Origin of the sequence: Pediococcus inopinatus, from assembly GCF_002982135.1 — a bacterium.
Taxonomy (GTDB): domain Bacteria; phylum Bacillota; class Bacilli; order Lactobacillales; family Lactobacillaceae; genus Pediococcus; species Pediococcus inopinatus.
The window spans coordinates 251,127-268,728 of the sequence record NZ_CP019981.1 but is presented as its reverse complement, the minus strand read 5'-3'; the positions used below and the strand labels follow the sequence as shown (position 1 = coordinate 268,728).

At 39.0% G+C, this 17,602-nt stretch carries 18 protein-coding genes; 8 read left to right on the top strand and 10 right to left on the bottom strand.

Features of this window, described 5'->3' with window-relative positions; all coding sequences use genetic code 11:
- Positions 1-6: 6 nt before the first annotated feature.
- Positions 7-942 carry an alpha/beta hydrolase gene (locus tag PI20285_RS01325; protein WP_057775426.1) on the bottom strand — a complete coding sequence of 312 codons (936 nt, stop codon included), beginning with the start codon at positions 940-942 and terminating at the stop codon, positions 7-9.
- A 259-nt stretch (positions 943-1,201) separates the two neighbouring features.
- Between PI20285_RS01325 and PI20285_RS01320 the strand changes: the two genes are divergently transcribed.
- The 3 genes from PI20285_RS01320 to PI20285_RS01310 all read left to right on the top strand — a co-directional run bounded on the left by PI20285_RS01320 (position 1,202) and on the right by PI20285_RS01310 (position 3,457).
- Positions 1,202-1,627, top strand: a complete 426-nt coding sequence (locus tag PI20285_RS01320; RefSeq protein WP_057775428.1) for a helix-turn-helix domain-containing protein — start codon at positions 1,202-1,204, stop codon at positions 1,625-1,627.
- 39 nt (positions 1,628-1,666) lie between these two features.
- Complete coding sequence (locus PI20285_RS01315; protein WP_057775432.1) at positions 1,667-2,518, top strand: hypothetical protein; 852 nt, start codon at positions 1,667-1,669, stop codon at positions 2,516-2,518.
- A gap of 312 nt (positions 2,519-2,830) precedes the next feature.
- Positions 2,831-3,457: a VTT domain-containing protein gene (locus tag PI20285_RS01310; protein ID WP_057775430.1), complete on the top strand. Its 627-nt coding sequence runs from the start codon at positions 2,831-2,833 to the stop codon at positions 3,455-3,457.
- Positions 3,458-3,679: 222 nt separating this feature from the next.
- Here the strand turns inward: PI20285_RS01310 and PI20285_RS01305 are convergent, their stop codons facing one another.
- The gene (locus tag PI20285_RS01305; protein WP_245080653.1) at positions 3,680-4,498 is read right to left on the bottom strand and encodes an IS3 family transposase; all 819 of its coding nucleotides are present in this window, start codon (positions 4,496-4,498) and stop codon (positions 3,680-3,682) included.
- A 59-nt stretch (positions 4,499-4,557) separates the two neighbouring features.
- Complete coding sequence (locus PI20285_RS01300) at positions 4,558-5,094, bottom strand: helix-turn-helix domain-containing protein (protein WP_063698703.1); 537 nt, start codon at positions 5,092-5,094, stop codon at positions 4,558-4,560.
- Between the two features lie 165 nt (positions 5,095-5,259).
- On the opposite strand from PI20285_RS01300, the gene PI20285_RS01295 reads away from it, so the two are divergent.
- Positions 5,260-6,498: an ISL3-like element IS1165 family transposase gene (locus PI20285_RS01295; protein ID WP_105782166.1), complete on the top strand. Its 1,239-nt coding sequence runs from the start codon at positions 5,260-5,262 to the stop codon at positions 6,496-6,498.
- 266 nt (positions 6,499-6,764) lie between these two features.
- On the opposite strand, the gene PI20285_RS01285 is transcribed toward PI20285_RS01295, so the two are convergent.
- Both PI20285_RS01285 and PI20285_RS01280 read right to left on the bottom strand, forming a co-directional pair.
- Positions 6,765-7,409, bottom strand: coding sequence for a L,D-transpeptidase (locus PI20285_RS01285; RefSeq protein WP_082623340.1), 645 nt, complete (start codon positions 7,407-7,409; stop codon positions 6,765-6,767).
- Positions 7,410-7,417: 8 nt separating this feature from the next.
- Positions 7,418-7,876, bottom strand: coding sequence for a hypothetical protein (locus PI20285_RS01280; RefSeq protein WP_057775501.1), 459 nt, complete (start codon positions 7,874-7,876; stop codon positions 7,418-7,420).
- A gap of 647 nt (positions 7,877-8,523) precedes the next feature.
- Here PI20285_RS01280 and PI20285_RS01275 point away from each other — a divergent pair.
- The 3 genes from PI20285_RS01275 to PI20285_RS01265 all read left to right on the top strand — a co-directional run bounded on the left by PI20285_RS01275 (position 8,524) and on the right by PI20285_RS01265 (position 10,717).
- On the top strand, positions 8,524-8,982 hold the full coding sequence (locus tag PI20285_RS01275; protein WP_057775503.1) for a universal stress protein: 459 nt from the start codon (positions 8,524-8,526) through the stop codon (positions 8,980-8,982).
- Positions 8,983-9,055: 73 nt separating this feature from the next.
- Entirely contained in the window at positions 9,056-9,946 is an 891-nt protein-coding gene (locus tag PI20285_RS01270) for an RluA family pseudouridine synthase (RefSeq protein ID WP_057775505.1), read from the top strand.
- Positions 9,947-9,970: 24 nt separating this feature from the next.
- The gene (locus PI20285_RS01265; RefSeq protein ID WP_057775507.1) at positions 9,971-10,717 is read left to right on the top strand and encodes a nitroreductase family protein; all 747 of its coding nucleotides are present in this window, start codon (positions 9,971-9,973) and stop codon (positions 10,715-10,717) included.
- 57 nt (positions 10,718-10,774) lie between these two features.
- Here the strand turns inward: PI20285_RS01265 and PI20285_RS11810 are convergent, their stop codons facing one another.
- The 4 genes from PI20285_RS11810 to PI20285_RS01245 all read right to left on the bottom strand — a co-directional run bounded on the left by PI20285_RS11810 (position 10,775) and on the right by PI20285_RS01245 (position 16,482).
- Positions 10,775-11,011 carry a hypothetical protein gene (locus tag PI20285_RS11810; protein WP_245080606.1) on the bottom strand — a complete coding sequence of 79 codons (237 nt, stop codon included), beginning with the start codon at positions 11,009-11,011 and terminating at the stop codon, positions 10,775-10,777.
- A 399-nt stretch (positions 11,012-11,410) separates the two neighbouring features.
- A complete protein-coding gene (locus PI20285_RS01255; RefSeq protein WP_010620868.1) occupies positions 11,411-12,694 on the bottom strand; it encodes an ISL3 family transposase in 1,284 nt (427 codons plus the stop codon).
- Between the two features lie 190 nt (positions 12,695-12,884).
- Complete coding sequence (locus PI20285_RS01250; RefSeq protein ID WP_105782165.1) at positions 12,885-15,251, bottom strand: phosphoketolase family protein; 2,367 nt, start codon at positions 15,249-15,251, stop codon at positions 12,885-12,887.
- A 508-nt stretch (positions 15,252-15,759) separates the two neighbouring features.
- Complete coding sequence (locus PI20285_RS01245; protein ID WP_057774522.1) at positions 15,760-16,482, bottom strand: GntR family transcriptional regulator; 723 nt, start codon at positions 16,480-16,482, stop codon at positions 15,760-15,762.
- Between the two features lie 122 nt (positions 16,483-16,604).
- Here PI20285_RS01245 and ybaK point away from each other — a divergent pair, with 122 nt between their 5' ends.
- Complete coding sequence (gene ybaK, locus PI20285_RS01240; RefSeq protein ID WP_057774525.1) at positions 16,605-17,108, top strand: Cys-tRNA(Pro) deacylase; 504 nt, start codon at positions 16,605-16,607, stop codon at positions 17,106-17,108.
- Between the two features lie 33 nt (positions 17,109-17,141).
- On the opposite strand, the gene PI20285_RS01235 is transcribed toward ybaK, so the two are convergent.
- Positions 17,142-17,573 carry a MarR family winged helix-turn-helix transcriptional regulator gene (locus PI20285_RS01235; protein ID WP_057774519.1) on the bottom strand — a complete coding sequence of 144 codons (432 nt, stop codon included), beginning with the start codon at positions 17,571-17,573 and terminating at the stop codon, positions 17,142-17,144.
- Positions 17,574-17,602 lie beyond the last annotated feature (29 nt).

Sequence of the window (17,602 nt, the reverse complement as noted above, 5' to 3'; positions counted from 1 at the left end):
TAAGTCTTATTTAACGTACTGGCTCAAGAATTTTTTAACTGTTCTAATATATAGTTTCGGCTGAGTTGCCATTGATTTGGCATGTGCTGCACCCTTTATAATCAGAAGCTGTTTTGGTCCGTTATCCGCTCGGTACAGTGGATATACCATTCTCGTTGGCACAAACTTATCCTTACTACCGTGAATAAATAACATTGGTCGATGATTTTTTGCAACTTGTTTTAAAGCACTTGCCTCTTTAAAGTTATACCCAGCTCTCACTTGTGTCATTGCACTCAATGATGGTACAAGTGGCCAGTATGGTAAGTGATACATCGATTTAGCTTCATACGTGATTTCATCATTAACTGACGTATATCCACAATCTTCAACGTATGCTTTTAACTGCTTAGGGACGTTCTTTTCACCACTAACCATCATCGTTGTGGCACCGCCCATGCTCACACCATACATGACAAGTTGTTGATTCTGCCCATTTCTTTTAAGCAAAAGGTTCATCCATTTAATATAATCAAGGCGATCCGGCCAACCAAATCCAATATAATTACCTTGGCTGTCTCCTTGACCACGATCATCGGGAATCAAAACGTTGTATCCCATCTTATGAAACATTGCTGCAGATGCCCCCATTTTGGTCTTATCATCCATGAATCCATGAGCAATGACGGCCGTTTTTGTACTTTTATGTGCCGCCGGAATATAATAGGCATCCAACTTTAAGTTATCTGTAGCTGAAGTCTCATGCCATACCTGCTTATGAGCGCTTTGAAACCAACTTTTTTGTTTATATAGCGGATCACTTTTTTTCAGAGCCGTTTGACTACTCAAAAAATCTTTGTGCCCCGGGACAACCGCCACGTGGTAAAAATAGGCAGTCGCACCAATATCTGCCACAAGTAGAATTGCAATTACAATTAAAAACCATTTCCAAAATTTTTTCACTAGTTTCATCCCTCATACTTAGATTCAAAAAAACGTTGCTTGATTATTATTCCGCGATTTTAATTTTTATGCAAAGTACCCAGAACCGTTTGCTGGATTGTATTCGCCATCAATCCCTTTTCTGATGCCACTAAAACTTTTTTAACAAAGTGTGACACATACATAAAACTGTCGCACCTAAAAAAGAAAATTCGCCTTTCAAGCCACCTAACAGCCTGTGGTTATGCTAAAATTGAGATAACAGAAAGGGAGTAATCATATGTTTCCTGAAAGACTTCGTGCACTCCGCCATGGTCAAAGTATTACTTTGGAACAACTAGCGGCGGACTTAAATAAACAATATCCTGGACCTGACGAACGGGCCAACACTTCTTCACAAATTGGAAATTGGGAGCGTGGCGTTCGAACTCCCTCTTATATTGAGATCCGCAAATTAGCTGAGTATTTTGATGTCACCATGGATTACTTAAGTGGTAAAGCGGATCACGACGAATATGATCTTGGTAAATTGTTCTTGTCTGGTAAACAGCTCTCCTTCAACCATAAACTTCTTACTAGTGAAGACCGCTATGGTTTATTTCAGTTAATTGAAGGATACCTGCACGGTAAAAAGCGCCGAACAGTTCATGATGAAAATGATCAACAAGAAGAACTGGACCTTGGTTTGGACGACAGTAAGAAATAAAATTTGCTCACCAATCGACCAACAGAATGGATTGATAGTTTGAACTCAAAAAAATTAAAAAAGCTTCGCCATCAAGCTAAAATTAGCAAGAAGCAGGAGCAAGAACCCGATTATATCGGCCAAATAAAAAAGTATGATAACTTATTTCAGGAGTTTCCGCAAATTACTTTTTTAACCCACAATGTGTTAGAAAGTGATCGATTAATTGCCCAGAATCTCCTTCCCCAGTCATTACCTGTCCTGCAAGTCCCAGATGATTTTCAAGACACACTTTTCCAAAGTCTGCTCCAAAAATATCCAATGGGCGATCCTAAGGGCGATGAGTTGTGGAATCAGTACTCACAGGCTCTTCCTAAATTAGACAAATTGTTGCGCTCATTCCGAGACTATTTAGAAAATCATTACGGAATGTGGGCTTATATTTCTGCACCATTCATCAAAGATCTGGCTAAGTTCCTCAATGGTGCTCCAACCCTAGAAGTAATGGCTGGTAACGGGACGATTTCTGCAGGCCTTCGTGAATTAGACCAGCCAGTGATTGCGACTGATAATAAAGGCTGGATTGCTGAAAATGAAACAGGAAAACATTCTGTTACTGAAATTGAAAAATTAGATGCTCTGGAAGCCTGGAAGAAATACCAAGATCAAGTTAAGTTTGTGATTATGTCATGGTCACCAGATGGTGTCTCAATTGACTGGAACTTGTTACAGAAAATGCGTGAAACAAATCCCGATGTAACGCTTATATGTATTGGTGAAAAATTTGGTAGTTCTGGTAGTAAGCCCTTTTGGCAAGGTGCGCACTACGTTAATCCCAAGGCTACCGAACAGTTAAACCAGCATTTTGCTCGGTTTGATTTAGTTCACGATCAAGTTTATTTAATTCAATAAAAGGACGTAAAAAAAGGCTGAGACTAATGTCCCAACCTTTTTTTGAACGGTACTTGATTTCTCAAATAGATCTCGCACGGTTCACACATGTTTAATCAGATACGCCACACAATCCGGTGGAAGAAAAGTATCCCGTTCCAAGCAAACCACTAGTCACTCGAAAGTGAAACAACCGAAGTTATCTGGTTTTTACTCGACTCATCGCATAAATTTATAATAACACAGTTTTATCCTTTTGCAAACACACCCCTAGTCTTTTAAGACGTTTCATTATATGATTAGGGTAGATTTTTACGGGAATGGAGTTCCATCATGTTAAATTTAATCATTAATTTCTTTATACATCCACTCGCTTATATTGTGCCAATCGCAGACCAATTAAACGGCTGGATTTACTTATTCTTATTTATTTGGATTTTTTTAGAAACGGCGTACGTTATTTTTTCGTTTTTACCTGGGCAGTCAGTCCTATTTCTAACTAGTACCATCGCCGCCAGCCCACATTCCAGCCTGAATGTTATTTGTTTATTTATTATCTTTTTAACCGCAGCTACTGCTGGTGCCAATGTGAAATATCACGCCGGAGCCACTTTAAATCAACGTTCTAAGCTCTCACAAGAAATCCAAGCCTCAGATCAAATGGAAAAAACCCAAGCCTACTTTGATCGTAACGAAAAAAGCTCCCTGTTATTGTCCCGCTTTGTTCCCTTTGTCGGCCTGTTTGTCCCTATTATTGCAGGTAATTCCGACATGAGTTTACAACGATTCAATAAATTAAACTTTCTGGGCGCTTTAATCTGGGTTGGTGTTTGTTGTTTGGCAGGTTATTATTTAGGTGCCACCCCGTTTGTCCAAAAGTATTTCAGCTTGATTTTCTTCCTATTGGCTATAATACCAGCCATTTTTAAACCAGTATTCAAGCACCTTTTCCAAAAATAAGCTGATCTTACCGTTTTGCTTGATAGATTTCCCAACTATGCCAGGCTACTAAAAGCACCATGTAAAATATGGTGACTCCAATAATCTTTGGCCAACTCAAGAAAACAATTCTTGTGAAGACATAACCAATGAGACGATATAAAACCAAAAGGAGAAAAAGGCTCAAAATGCTGATTCCAGCATCTTGATACCTGAAGTGAACCCATAAAATTGGACAAATATTTATGCTGCTTTTTGAACGGCGAGTTCTCGGTATTTTACCGGGGACTTGCCGTTCAATTTTGTTTTAATTCGACGATTATTATAAAAACCTATCCATTCGGTCATTGCTTGGACTAAGCTAGCTTTATCTTCAAAATGTTCATCCATCATTTCAGCCTTCATAATGTGAAAGAAAGACTCCATCACCGCATTATCAAGACAAGTTGCTTTACGTGACATGCTTTGATAAACGTGATGTTTCTTTAAAACCTGCTGCCAGTGTCGATGTTGATACTGAAAGCCTTGGTCAGTATGGACTGTTGTCCGGTAATTTAGTTTTGGTAGTTTTTCTAAAGCCTCCTTAAGTGGTTTAATTGCGAATTTAACTGTTGGATGTTCACTAATATTGAATGCTAGAATTTCTCCAGAAAACAAATCAAGAACTGGTTCGAGATAAACTCGTTCGTTCATTCCCATGCTTCCATATCTGAATTCACTAACGTCTGCGACGAGCTTTTGATAAGGTCTATCGGTTTTGAAGCGTCGCTTTAAGCGATTAGCGGCGATTTTACCCACTAAACCTTTATATGAATTATATTTTTTAGTTTGTCGATTAAAGGCATGACACAACCACCCGTGTTCCTGCATAATTCGCAAAACGCGTTTATGATTAACTTTAAATCCTAAATCATGTAATGCATTTGTAAGTCTTCGATAGCCGTATTTTTTGGTGTATTTTGGATCTTTTTGGCGAATCTCGTCTATTGCTTGAATAATCTGGTCATCATCAAATTTACGTCTCTCATGACTCTGAGTGTAGTAATAGGTACTGCGTGGAATTTGGATTACTTTAAGAATCAGTTTGATAGAAGTTTGGAATAGTTGCCTTAACTCGATGGCTATTTCTGAGATTTCTTTTGTACTGATTTTTTCCGAGTTAAGGCCTCTAATTTTTTTAGGTAGGTGTTCTCAATCTTTAACATTTCATTTTCTTTTTGAAGCTGTTTTAAATCCTCTTTGGCTGTGGAATTGTCCTTTTGGACAATGGGTTTGCGACTTTTATTCTTGTGTTTTACCATGTTCTTGGCGTTGCCTCGCTTTCGCTCTAGACCCACAATTCCTAATGCCTTAAACCGACTTTCCCATTGCCAAATGGTACTCGGCGAGGATAAATTAAAATGTAAGGCAGTTACTGGAAGCGAGGCCTGATTTTGTTTTCTCCAGTTTAATACATCGACTTTGAACTGGCTAGCATATTCTAAATCCATTGCTTTGCGTTTAAGACCGTTAAGGCCAAATTTCTCATATCTTTGAATCCAATTTAAAACTGTGGCACTACTACCAATCCTGTATTTGTGTGCTAATGAATTAACGGGCAGACCACCTAAATATTCAGTTACTACTTTCACTTTGAAATCAAAATTAAATTTAACCATAAAAGAACCCCCAAGATTAGATTTTATGGGTCTAAAATTTTTGGTGTTGGAAAGTATTTCCATTCCAAAAGTACTAGGCCCTTTTTGATAACAAAAAAAGGCATCTAAGCCTCCCTAGTGCTATGCTTTAAGCGACGAAACTCAAGATAAGCGGGGTAGGAATAGATGTCTCAACTAGATAATACACTTAAATTACTGGGAATTACAGACACAAACATTCAGGTGTTCGGTACTCGTGATGAATTTCATGGTCGGGGCTCGGGTCGCAAAAAGTATTTGGTCATCCAGGCAGAGCTTACCTACACACTCAGGCGCTGTCCCAGCTGTGGATACAATACGTTGCACCCTAACGGACACAAGCTCACTCATGTCCACATTGCAGGACCCATGGACCGGCCCGTAATTCTAGAGCTAAACAAGCAACGCTGGCGTTGTAGTAACTGCCATAGCACTTGTACGGCCACCACTCCAGTGGTATCAACCAACCACGCCATCGGTCACGGACTAGCGACTCATGTGCTGAAGCTAGCCAGTAAATCACTCCCGGCTAAGACTATCGCCAGTCTCACCGGTATTTCGACAAACTCAGTTCAGCGTATTTTGACGGCTAATATTCATCCACACGCGAGCCGCCGGTTACCGATTAATCTATGCTTTGATGAATTCCGTTCCACGCACGGCTCCATGTCGTTTATTTGCATTGACGCCGACACTCACAAATCAGTTAAAGTACTTAGCGACCGCCTTAATAGAACCATCAAACAGTTCTTTCTTAGTCAGTACAGCACCGCAGAACGGGCCGCGGTTCAACGCGTCATCATGGACATGAACGCCTCCTATCAGGCATTCGTGCACGAACTATTCCCTAACGCCGAACTCATTATTGATCGGTTCCACATTATTCAATTAATGGGCCGGACGATGGATACCATTCGCACTCAATGTTTAAAGCAACTCGACAAGCATTCGCGGGAATATAAAGTACTGAAATCACTATGGCGCCTATTCCACAAGGCCACCCCTGACGCACAAAAGAGCCGCTACCTCTTCGGCCTGAATGAGTACTCGACCGAACAGAACGCTATTGATATTGGAACCGATACGTTTCCGGCCTTCAAAACAGCTTATGAAACCTACATCGATCTCCACGATGCTTTGATGGGGCGTCACGCTGATGAACTCAAGAATATCATCACTAACTATCAGCCTAACGGCACGCCCCTAGATACGGCCATGCATACCCTACGAAAGAATCTTAATGGAGTAATTAACGCCGCCAAATCGTCCTACTCTAACGGACCGATAGAGGGCATCAACCGTAAGATCAAGGAGCTCAAACGTGCTTGTTATGGCTTCTCCAATCAGGCCAATATGTTCACACGCGTCTACCAGCTGATTGCCTAGATTATCTACCACAATAACGTCACGATGGTAGGCTTATTTGTTATGCCTTCAAGTACGATATTCAGACAACACACCAGATTAAACGCTGCAACTAATAAAACAACAAAAAAGATCTCCCACACGAGGAGATCTCCAAAGGATAGAAACTATCCTTCAACACCATTTGACAAACTTCCGATTTTATCTGTCCAATCTTGGGGGTTCACTTCAACCATTTTCTTTTTTTATTTAAAAATTCGCGAATTTTATTTTTCATAACTTAACCCCTAGTGAATGACAACTTTCGTTCCTTCTTGAATATTAGTGTACAACCACTTTGCATCTGGTACTGCCAATCTTATACACCCATGCGAATTAGCTTCTTTTCCAAGCTTTTCAGCCTCTTTCACCAGAAACTGCCCTTGTTCATTAGTTGGGACGGAATGGAATAAATACACGCCATGATCTTTCCAAGAAACGTAGTATTTCGCGCCTTCTTTAGATTGCGCGTTATAAAAGAACGTTCCCCGTTCAGCCTGAATATGATAAGTTCCGGTTGGTGTTGGCGAACTCTTTGACCCTGTAGAGGCATACATGGTGTATAAACGAGTTTTATTGTTAAAAATGTAAACACGTTGTTTAGCAATTGACACTTTTATCCACACATCACTATATTTTTTTAAATCCGGATAAGCTTTAGTTTCTGAAGATTTTTTCCAATTAACTGCCCGCATGTACGCGGGGCGGGCTGCCTTTTTCTTAGCTTTAGACTTTGAACTTGATTTCTTTTCTTTTGGTAAATTAGAGACCGAAACCTGATTCAAATTTTGTTGCTTTGTTTTTGTAGCTGCCGGATGAAACCGTAAGCTAATCAAGAACACAGCCAGAAACAAAATCCCGGCTACTGTTAACATTTTAAGTAAACGATTCATAGGCACCTTTACTCCTGTTTTGTTTTATCTGAATCTAGTTTTTCGAATTGCAATGCTAGCCAATCCGTAATATTTTTATACACATCCGCATCCCCAGCTAGAAAATTATCTACCGTGCCCATCAAATCAATTCTGAGGTGTGAAGCATTAATATCTTCTGCTTCAAAAATTGCATAGAGTTGAAGCTCATATTCTGTGTCGGCGTCTGTTAGTTGCTCAATCTTGTTTGGATAATTGTACGGTAGATTAATAATATTTGTTTGAAACTTGCACACAACGTCCTTTTTAATTGTGACAGTTGCTTCCACAGCAGTTGGATTCTTTAGGTTTTCTTGTAAATATCCAAAAACTGGTGTTAAGGCCATTTTTGGATCCTTTTTAAGTTTCGTGCTTGTAATCTTAAATGTCTCTCGTTCAATTTTTTCGTCTCGAATACTTTCTAGTAAATCACTTGGTTTAATTTTCATTTTTGCACCGTCCTAATATTGGTTAAAGCCTACTTACATAGTCTAACATCTCAATAAAAAGTTACAACTTACATTTATATTTCAATTGAACAAAAAAACACCGCGCTAATCGAAACTAGCCCGGTGCTTAAATATTAATGGCGGTATTTGTATCGCCATCATCTATATACACATATTGTAACCGTATTCTTTTGAAAAGTATAGTAATTAGTTCTGGTTAAACTACGAATTTTAAATAAATTGCCAGAATTTTCTGCTAAGCTTTAGGACAGCTCGGCAAATCAGAGAGATAAAAATAGACACGACTCACACTGCTTCGCCTTGCTGGTGGTTTTCATACAGAAAACCTCCTGTTCTTCGGTCGTTGTCGATTTTTGTGGCACAAACCAGCCGCAAAAAATCGCAGCGGGATGCGATCCTGCATCCGTCGCCTGCTCGGCAATTTTCTGCTAAAACTTAGGACAGCTCGGCAAATCAGAGAGATAAAAATAGACACGACTCACAGCGGGATGCGATCCCACCTCCATCATGTCTATTTTTATCTCTCTAGCGATTTGCCTCACTCACTTTGAACTAAAACACTTACATTTCCTTCAAAAAATGATATAGTATTCATAGGAACCCATATGAAATGGAAGGTGAGCAACATGTTACAACAATATAAAAACATTTTAGCTCCAATCGATGGCTCAAAGGTTACAGACACCGTTTTGAAAAAGGCAATTGAAGTTGCCAAACGGAATGACACCCATCTTGATATTCTAAATGTTCTTGAAGTGAACCAATTCAGTGACACATATGGGGGTGCTGTTAGCGGCGACGTCATTTACAAGCTATCCGAAGACGTTCAAAAACGCTTAGCAGAGCTTAAAAAACAAGCTGAAGACGCTGGCGTAAAAGATGTTAGTGTCCACGTTCGTTTTGGTAACCCTAAACCAGTTATTGCTAACGAATTCCCCAAAGATCATCATAATGAACTTATTATGATTGGTTCAACTGGACTTAATGCTTTGGAACGCTTAATGGTTGGTTCAGTAGCTACATATGTGGGCCGAAACGCTATTTGCGATGTTTTAGTTGTAAAACCTGAAGCAGAAGCTAAGTAATTTTAGATTTTAAAACCTAAGGGCCTCACAAACACTGGTTTGCGATGGCCCTTTTGTATTGGAGTGATTTAAAATGAAGTGGACCTACAAACGCATTTTATCAGATGATTTTCAACCAACCGCTCTAAGACAACTTCTTCAAAAAAATTGGGCTCTTTCCAAAAAAGAAGTCCACTTTTTACGTATCGACAGAAGTGTCTTAGTAAATCATCGCTACCAATCGATGAACACGGTATTAGCGCCCCATGATCAAATTGAAATGACCTTTGATTCACAAAATTTTTCCACTCCAATTCCAAGCTTTTTACCCGATAGCACCGCTAATCTTCAAGTTTTGTTTGAAAACAACGATCTTCTTATCGCAAATAAGGCAACCGGCGTAAAAACGCATTCCAACCAACCAGGTGAAACCGGTAGTTTGATGAACCATCTGGCCGCCTATCTACAAAATACCGATAGCTATCCTTACAATGTGCATCGGCTAGATCAACAAACAAGCGGTGCTATTCTGGTAGTTAAGAACCCGGTTTTAATTCCTATCTATAATCGTTTTATTAAAACAAAGGTTGTGCATCGAACCTATCTTGCCGTTGTACAAGGTAAATTTCAGCACGCACACGGCATTATTTCACTGCCTATTGGTGAAACCTTGGCTGACAAGCGCAAACGTGTGGTGAACGGCACACAGGCCGCCATGGCTGTGACAGAATTTAAGGTTCTCAAAGAAACTGACCATCAGTCGTTAGTAGAAGTTCAATTACAAACCGGGCGCACCCACCAAATTCGTGTGCACTTTGCGAGCTTAGGACACCCAATTATTGGCGATCCGTTGTATAATCCTAAGTATCACTCTGGTGAACGATTGGCTTTACACTCTTGGAAAATCGAATTTCCACTTCCTTTTTCAAACGAAACTAAATGCGTAACCGCTCCGATTCCTGATTATTTCCAGTTTGAAAAATAGTTTTATAGAAAGAAGATTCTGACTTTGGAAAATAACAAAACCTTACATTTACTGACGCACCACCGATCCATTCGCCATTTTAAAAACCAAGCCTTATCTGCAGACGTTATTCACACTTTATTAGAGGCGGCACAACGAACTTCTTCAAGTATGTTTATGCAACAATTTAGCGTCATAAGTGTAACTGATGCTAATTTAAAGAAACAACTTGCCGACATTACAACTTATCCTTTCACAAAAAGTAGTGGCCACCTCTTTGTCATGGTTGCCGATCAGCGTCGAAACGAATTTATCGGTCAAGAAGCCGATACCGATACGCACTTACTTCATGATGGTGACCGAAGCCTTGCTGCATTTGATGATGCCGCTCTGGCTGGTCAAAGTATTGTGACTGCTGCAGAAAGTATGGGACTTGGCGCAGTCATTCTAGGTAGCATTTTAAATGATGCCCAACAAGTAATTGACCTCCTTCATCTCCCAAAATTAACTTTTCCAGTATTCGGAATTGCGATTGGTTATCCAGATGAAAAGCCTAATTTAAAACCCAGATTGCCGTTAGAAGCTGTCCACTTTGATAATTACTATCAAGATCCAGACAAAAAAACGCTTGATGCTTACGATCAGACCATCGAAAAATACTATGCGCAACGCGGGACTAATAATCGTGTTGAAACCTATCGTCATCATATTTTGCATGACATGCAGGTCAGCCCCAAAAAACGGTCACAGATATTAATAGTCTTAAAACAACAAGGATTTTTTGAAAATTAATTGTCTTCAAAAAAGGGTGAAAATCAAAATTGATTTTCACCCTTTAACTATCTATGATTACCGATTCTTTCCATAATATTTAAGTTCTGCTTTTTTTCGGGCCGCAACTGCATCATCAAAGTCTTTAAAACTCTTGGCAAGCACATATTTATAATTAATCATCAAATGCGCAAACCAAGTATCCGATGCCTTATCATATGACACACCAACCACTCCGGTTTTATTACGTTTTGTCAGATCTCGTGAAGTATAGTTAATACCGTCCTTGTCGGTAAGGTTATTTGCATTTCCCACATTTTTTTGGAACGCAGGGTTATGTTTGATGCTTTCACGAGAAGTTTCCCGTTTTAAACAACCGCAACTTCTTGTTTGCCCACAACGAAGGGAATAGCCATCAACCACAACTTGATTTCCGCAATCACATTGACATAACCACAGCGCGTTACCATTATTCGGATTAGAACCTGCCCTTTTTAATACCAGCAGCCGAGCAAACCTTTTTCCAAGCATTGGAACCATTATCATCATCGCCTTTAATTATTCGTTCAATATTAATATACGCATATTATGACACTAACCACGTAAAAAGTTCAATGATTTGAACGATTTTTTTGGTTTGATTATATTCTTTTCCAAAACAAAAGGCTCTTTGTCAAATCCTGTTGATAGATGAATTTGGGACACTGTTAGAAGTTATGCAACTTCTAACAGTGTCTTTTTGTTTGGTTTGGTTCTCATTTGTTGTAATTTAACTCTTGAAACTAAGTGGTGATAATTTCGGAAACCGAAGGCAGTTCTTTGAATTTGCTTAATCATTCTATTGATCCCTTCAATTGGACCATTAGAATACTTTGATTCACTGGCATTGAGGACTATTTCAAGATTCTTTTTAAATGTGGTTAAAACATCTTTCATTTGCGAGCTAAGCTTATCGTTGTTATATAAATATTGAACAAGACCATCTTTGTCGTGATTTTTAAGACATATCATAATGCCTTGCATGGCGTTATAAGTATTTAACAGTCTTTCATCAACATCTAGACCTAACTGAACTCTTTCGAGTTGAGTTACTTGTTTCCTAAGGTGTCGATCGAAAAATGTTTTTTTAATCTCAAGCTCATCGAAGTGTTTTAAATAAAGTTTCCAGGAGAATTTAAGCATCCGATATTCCTTGGATTGTTTCTTGTATTCTTTCATAATTTGAACGCGACTTTGGTTAAAAGATCTAGTCATCATCGCAACAATATGAAAACGATCGACAATTATTTTGGCATTTGGAAATACCAATCTGGCGATATCTTGATAGTAACTATTAAGGTCCAGAGAAACTGTCTTTACTTGCTTTCTAGCGGTGCTGTCAAACTTATTAAAGTAATCAATAATAGTTTGTTTAAAGCGATCCGGTAGGATCTGTTGAATTTCATGATCACCATCACCGTTAATACAAAGAAAGTGGAAATCGCCGCCAACACCACGAAATTCATCCATAGATAAGTGCTCAGGTAAAGAATGATAATTTCTCCGAAATAGATCATCATAGTTGTCTAAATAGCGACAAACGGTACTGGGAGAAACACTATTGTCTAAAGCAATACTAGTCTGAGTACGATCATCCTGAAGATGCATGAATATTTTTTGTCTGGTAGCTTTGGAAATATTACAATACTTATTGACGAGGTCTGTTGTTGCCATTACCGAGTTTCCACAATTTTTACAGATTAATCGTTCTTTATGAAGTTCAAGATAGACGGGCTCACTAGCGTTGGCCGACGGATATGAAACGCGTGACACATAGTGTCCGTTATGACTAAAGTTTTCAAAACCACATTGAGGACACCTTGTATAAGTGGCTTTTACATTGGCAACATAGACTTTAGCAGGTTTTGATTTTATGAATTGATGCTTATAACTGAAAAAAATAACATTTGGGTCTTTAATACTGAGTGAAAATTTTATATTATTATCTATAGGGTTCATGGTTTCTCACATCCTTTGATGATGCTGTAGTGGGTGGATTTTTTTGTGTGTGGGGACCTGTGGGCCTCTTTTTTTTCAAAAAAATCCTGTTAATAGATTACCACATTGGTAGTTCATCAACAGGAAAAAGTATAGAGCCAAACAAAATGCACAACGTCGTATGATTAACGTTGTGCATTTTTATGATTTTTTATTTTAAATCTTTCCAAGTCCAATCTTTCACTTCAGGAAGATCGTCTCCGTGATCCCGGATATACTGATAATGTTCAGCCAATTTGTTATCCATCTTCTGAATAAAGTCAGCGCCACTTTCAGCAAACTCAGGAATTGCCATAATCGCTTCTTTTGATAAATTGAAACGATCAAGCTGGTTAACTACCCGCATATCAAATGGAGTGGTAATATCTCCGTTTTCACGATAGCCGTGCACATGCACATTGTGATTATGACGATCAAAGAATATGGACTTCACAAGATCTTCATAGCCGTGGAATGCAAAGATCACGGGTGTGTCTTTGGTAAAGTAATGATCAAATTCTTCATCAGAAAGTCCGCGTGGATTAACCTTTGGACTCTGTAACTTGAGTAAATCAATCACATTGATAAACCGGATTTTCAAATCTGGAAATTGATCATGCAAAATGTTGATAGCTGCTAAACTTTCCATATTAGGTTCTGTTCCGGCAGCCGCAAAAATGACATCTGGTTTGGCACCTTGATCCGTACTTGCCCAATCAATAATTCCAAGGCCATTTTTCGCTAATACTTCTGCTTCTTCAATTGAATAAAATTGAGGACGCAACTGCTTTGAAGTAACCAAAACATTGACTTTTTCACGGTCATTCATAATTAACGGGCTAACTGCCAACAATGAATTAGCATCTGCAGGCAAATATTCACGCACAAATTCTGGTTTCTTTTCCGCCATATGGGTCAAAATACCTGGATCTTGATGAGTGTAGCCATTATGATCTTGTTGGAAACTAGTCGATGTTGAAACCACGTTCAAAGATGGATAATCTTTCCGCCATTTCAACTCACTAGCTTTACGTAACCACTTGAAGTGTTGGGTCAACATAGAATCCACAACCCGTAAAAAGGCTTCGTAACTTGTGAAAATCCCATGACGACCAGTCAATGTATAACCTTCTAACCAGCCTTCAGCTTGATGCTCAGATAATTGAGCATCCAAAATCCGCCCAGCAGGTGCGAGATCTTCATCCCAATCTTTTTTGATAGGGTCGATCCACTGTCGGTCAGTTGTTTCAAACAATCCATAAAGTCGGTTAGACATGGTTTCATCTGGACCAAACATCCGGAAGTTCTCAGGATTCAATTTAACGACATCGCGTAAGTAATCAGACCAAACAATCATATCTTGTTTGACAGATTGGCCCCGTTTGCTGGTATCCACTGCGTAATCTCGAAAGTCAGGCAAACGTAAATCTTTTGGATCAACGCCCCCATTGGTAATTGGGTTGGCAGCCATCCGTTTGTCACCTTTTGGGGCAATCGCTGCAATTTCTGGTTTAAGTTTACCAGCGTCATCAAATAATTCTTCTGGTTTATAAGATTCCATCCAATCCAGAAGCGCATCAGCATGTTGCATGTCTGCTTGGTCAACTGGAATTGGAATTTGATGCGCACGGAAAGTTCCTTCAACGACCTTACCGTCCCATGTCTTTGGACCTGTCCAACCCTTTGGTGAACGGAAAATGATTAAAGGCCAACTTGGAAGAGATGGATCGTTATTTTCACGCGCATTCTTTTGAATCGCTTGGATCTGCTCAACAGCCGTGTCCATTGCTTTGGCCATTTCCGGATTCATCTTTTCAGCGTTATCGCCTTCAACAAAGATTGGACTCCAATTCAAGCCTTCAAAATACTGCTTAATTTTTTCATCTGACATCCGACTAAACAACGTTGGATTGCTTAGCTTATACCCATTAATATCAAGGATTGGCAAAACTGCCCCATCATTAATTGGATTAATAAACTTATTTGATTGCCATGATGTTGCCAGTGGACCAGTTTCAGCTTCACCATCGCCCACTACAACAGCCGCAATTTGATCAGGACTATCTAAAATTGCACCTACTCCATGAGATAGAGAATAGCCAAGTTCGCCACCTTCATGAATGGAACCTGGTGTTACAGGAGCGGCATGTGATGCCACACCACCAGGCCAAGAAAACTGTTTAAACAGCTTCTGCATCCCGGATTCATCCTGTGTAATTTCTGGATAAGTTTCAGTGTAACTACCGTCCAAATAAGAGTTTGAAACCATTACTTGACCACCATGACCAGGGCCTTCGATATAAAACATGTTTAAGTTGTACTTATTAATGACACGATTTAAATGAGCATAAATGTAATTTTGACCAGGAATTGTTCCCCAGTGTCCAATTGGATGAACCTTTACATCCTCATTTTTCAATGGACGTTTTAATAACGGATTATCTTTTAAATAAAGTTGCCCAACTGACAAGTAATTTGCAGCCTGCCAAAATTTATCAAGATTTTCAAAATATGATTTTGATGAATAATCAGTTGCCATTGTATTGCTCCTTTTCATGTATAAATGTCTATTTTGCTCTCGCAAAATCCTATATTCAAAACGGATGTCCATCCTCTCTACTCTGCTAAAGCAGTTAGTCGGACTGGCTCCTTTTCATGTATAAATGTCTATTTTGCTCTCGTAAAATCCTATATTCAAAACGGATGTCCATCCTCCCTACTCTGCTAAAGCAGTTAGTCGGATTGGCTCCTTTTCATATGCTAATGTCTATTCTGCCTCTCGCAAAACCTCACATTCAAAATGTTTAGTTTTTTTGAAGTTGTTACCGAATACAACATAATAATAACCCGATATTTCCTTGTGGTCAACTAATTTGAAAATTGATACGGTCCAATTTTTTAAAAATAAAAAAACTGTTGATTACACGTTACATGATGTAATCAACAGTTCAACTTTTATGCTTACAGTGCCGCGAAATTCTCACCTCATAACCCCACTCGTTGGTTATGATTCGTTCATCTGGCTAGATAAATTTATAGTAATTTTCCTATTTCAGCTCAACCACTGCATTATACTTCATATATTTATAATGCAATCGCATGTTTGATAACTCAAATGGCGTCCCATCATCCAAGAAAAAGATTCCAGACATGACCCCCACTGGCTCTTGGGGTGTCAAATGCAAAAGTTCTTGATCATCAGAGGTTGAAGGTTGGGCTTCAATTGACAAGAAAGATTTAGTGACCGTTTGATTCTTTTTATCTTCTAAATAATTAAAAATTGATTTTGAGACAATTGTTCGTGATAACTCAGGGACAATTTTAATGGGAATATACCCCGTCTCAATCATGACTGGTTGATCGTCCAACAACCGTAACCGCCGAATTTGATAAACAAAATCTTCTGCTTCCAAGAATAAATCTGTCTGCATTTCTTTTGTTGCCGGAATAACAGAAAAGTCCAGGACTTTGATGCTAGGTTTTCGCCCATCCGCACGCATACTGTCGGTTACCCCAAGATTGGAGCCCTCATATGTAAACAACGAGCGATTCTTTAAATAAAGTGGATTCACAAAAGTTCCGGAACCACGCTTTTTAAACACAATCCCTTCATCTGCTAATACACTTAACGCGCGTTTGATCGAACTACGACTCACACCATACTGGCTCGTCAACGTTCGTTCATCTGGTAACTTTTTAGCAGGAAATTCATTATTGAAGATTCGTTTTTCCAAATCTTTTAAAATTGTTTTATACAACAAATCAGCCAAATCATTCCCACCTTTCAGTTACCCGTTAATTTATACCTTTAAATTATAGCATACCCCAAAATTTCTCGGTTCCTCTTTTTTAAGCCACTATGCTAAAATGAATTTGCAGGAAGGTGAACAATATTTCTAAAAAAAGCAAAAAAAATAAAATTGATAAAACTCTAGTCGAAAAGATTCTTGATAAAGCTAATATGAAGTATGAACAATATATCTTCCCCACAAAACAGGAAGGTGACGTCGAACAACTGCAAGTCGACCATCTCGCTGAAGATGAACATCATATCTATAAGACGTTAGCCCTAACTGGCAACAAAACTGGTCCGCTTGTTGGCGTGCTGCCAATTGATGAACACCTTAGTTATAAAAAGTTGGCTAAGGTTTCTGGCAATAAAAAAATTGGAATGATTCCGCTGAAAGAACTGGTTAAAACCACAGGCTATGAACACGGGGCCAACACACCAATCGGAATCTATGAATCTAAACATTTCCCAATCTATATTTCTGACATTGCGCAAAAACAAGGTGAGATTATTGTCTCCTCTGGAAAGATTGGCCGCTCTGTTAAAATTGATGCGCAAGATCTAAAAAAATTAGTCCATGGTACCTTCGCAGATTTAACTGAATAACAAAAATCCACTAACTGTGAAAGTTAGTGGATTTTATTTTACCGTGGCCTCAATTGTTGTCGTCCACTCATTCAAATTTGCGACCACCCTATCGCGTTGTTCAGCACTTCCAAACACGCGACAAGTTTCTTGATCCATTTTTGCTAAACACTGATACGCAATTTTAACCATTTGCTTGCCAGAATCAGTCAGGCTCAACGCTACTTTGCGCCACTGATAATCCCTAGCGACGTACCCTTTCTTTACCAGGCTGTCCACAAATCGGGACATGGTAGACGGTGAATAATCCATTAAATCCGCTAAATCATGAAGTAAAACGGTCTTTTTTTCATCAATTGCCATTAACACATAGCTATACGTGGGATTCATCCCCGTTGGTTGATAAACTTTTTTTGCAATTTTCTCCGTTTCTCGTGCCAAACGGTTCGACACAAAATACGTACACGACTCTAAAACTGATGCCATGCAATAACCTTCTCTCTACCAATCTAATC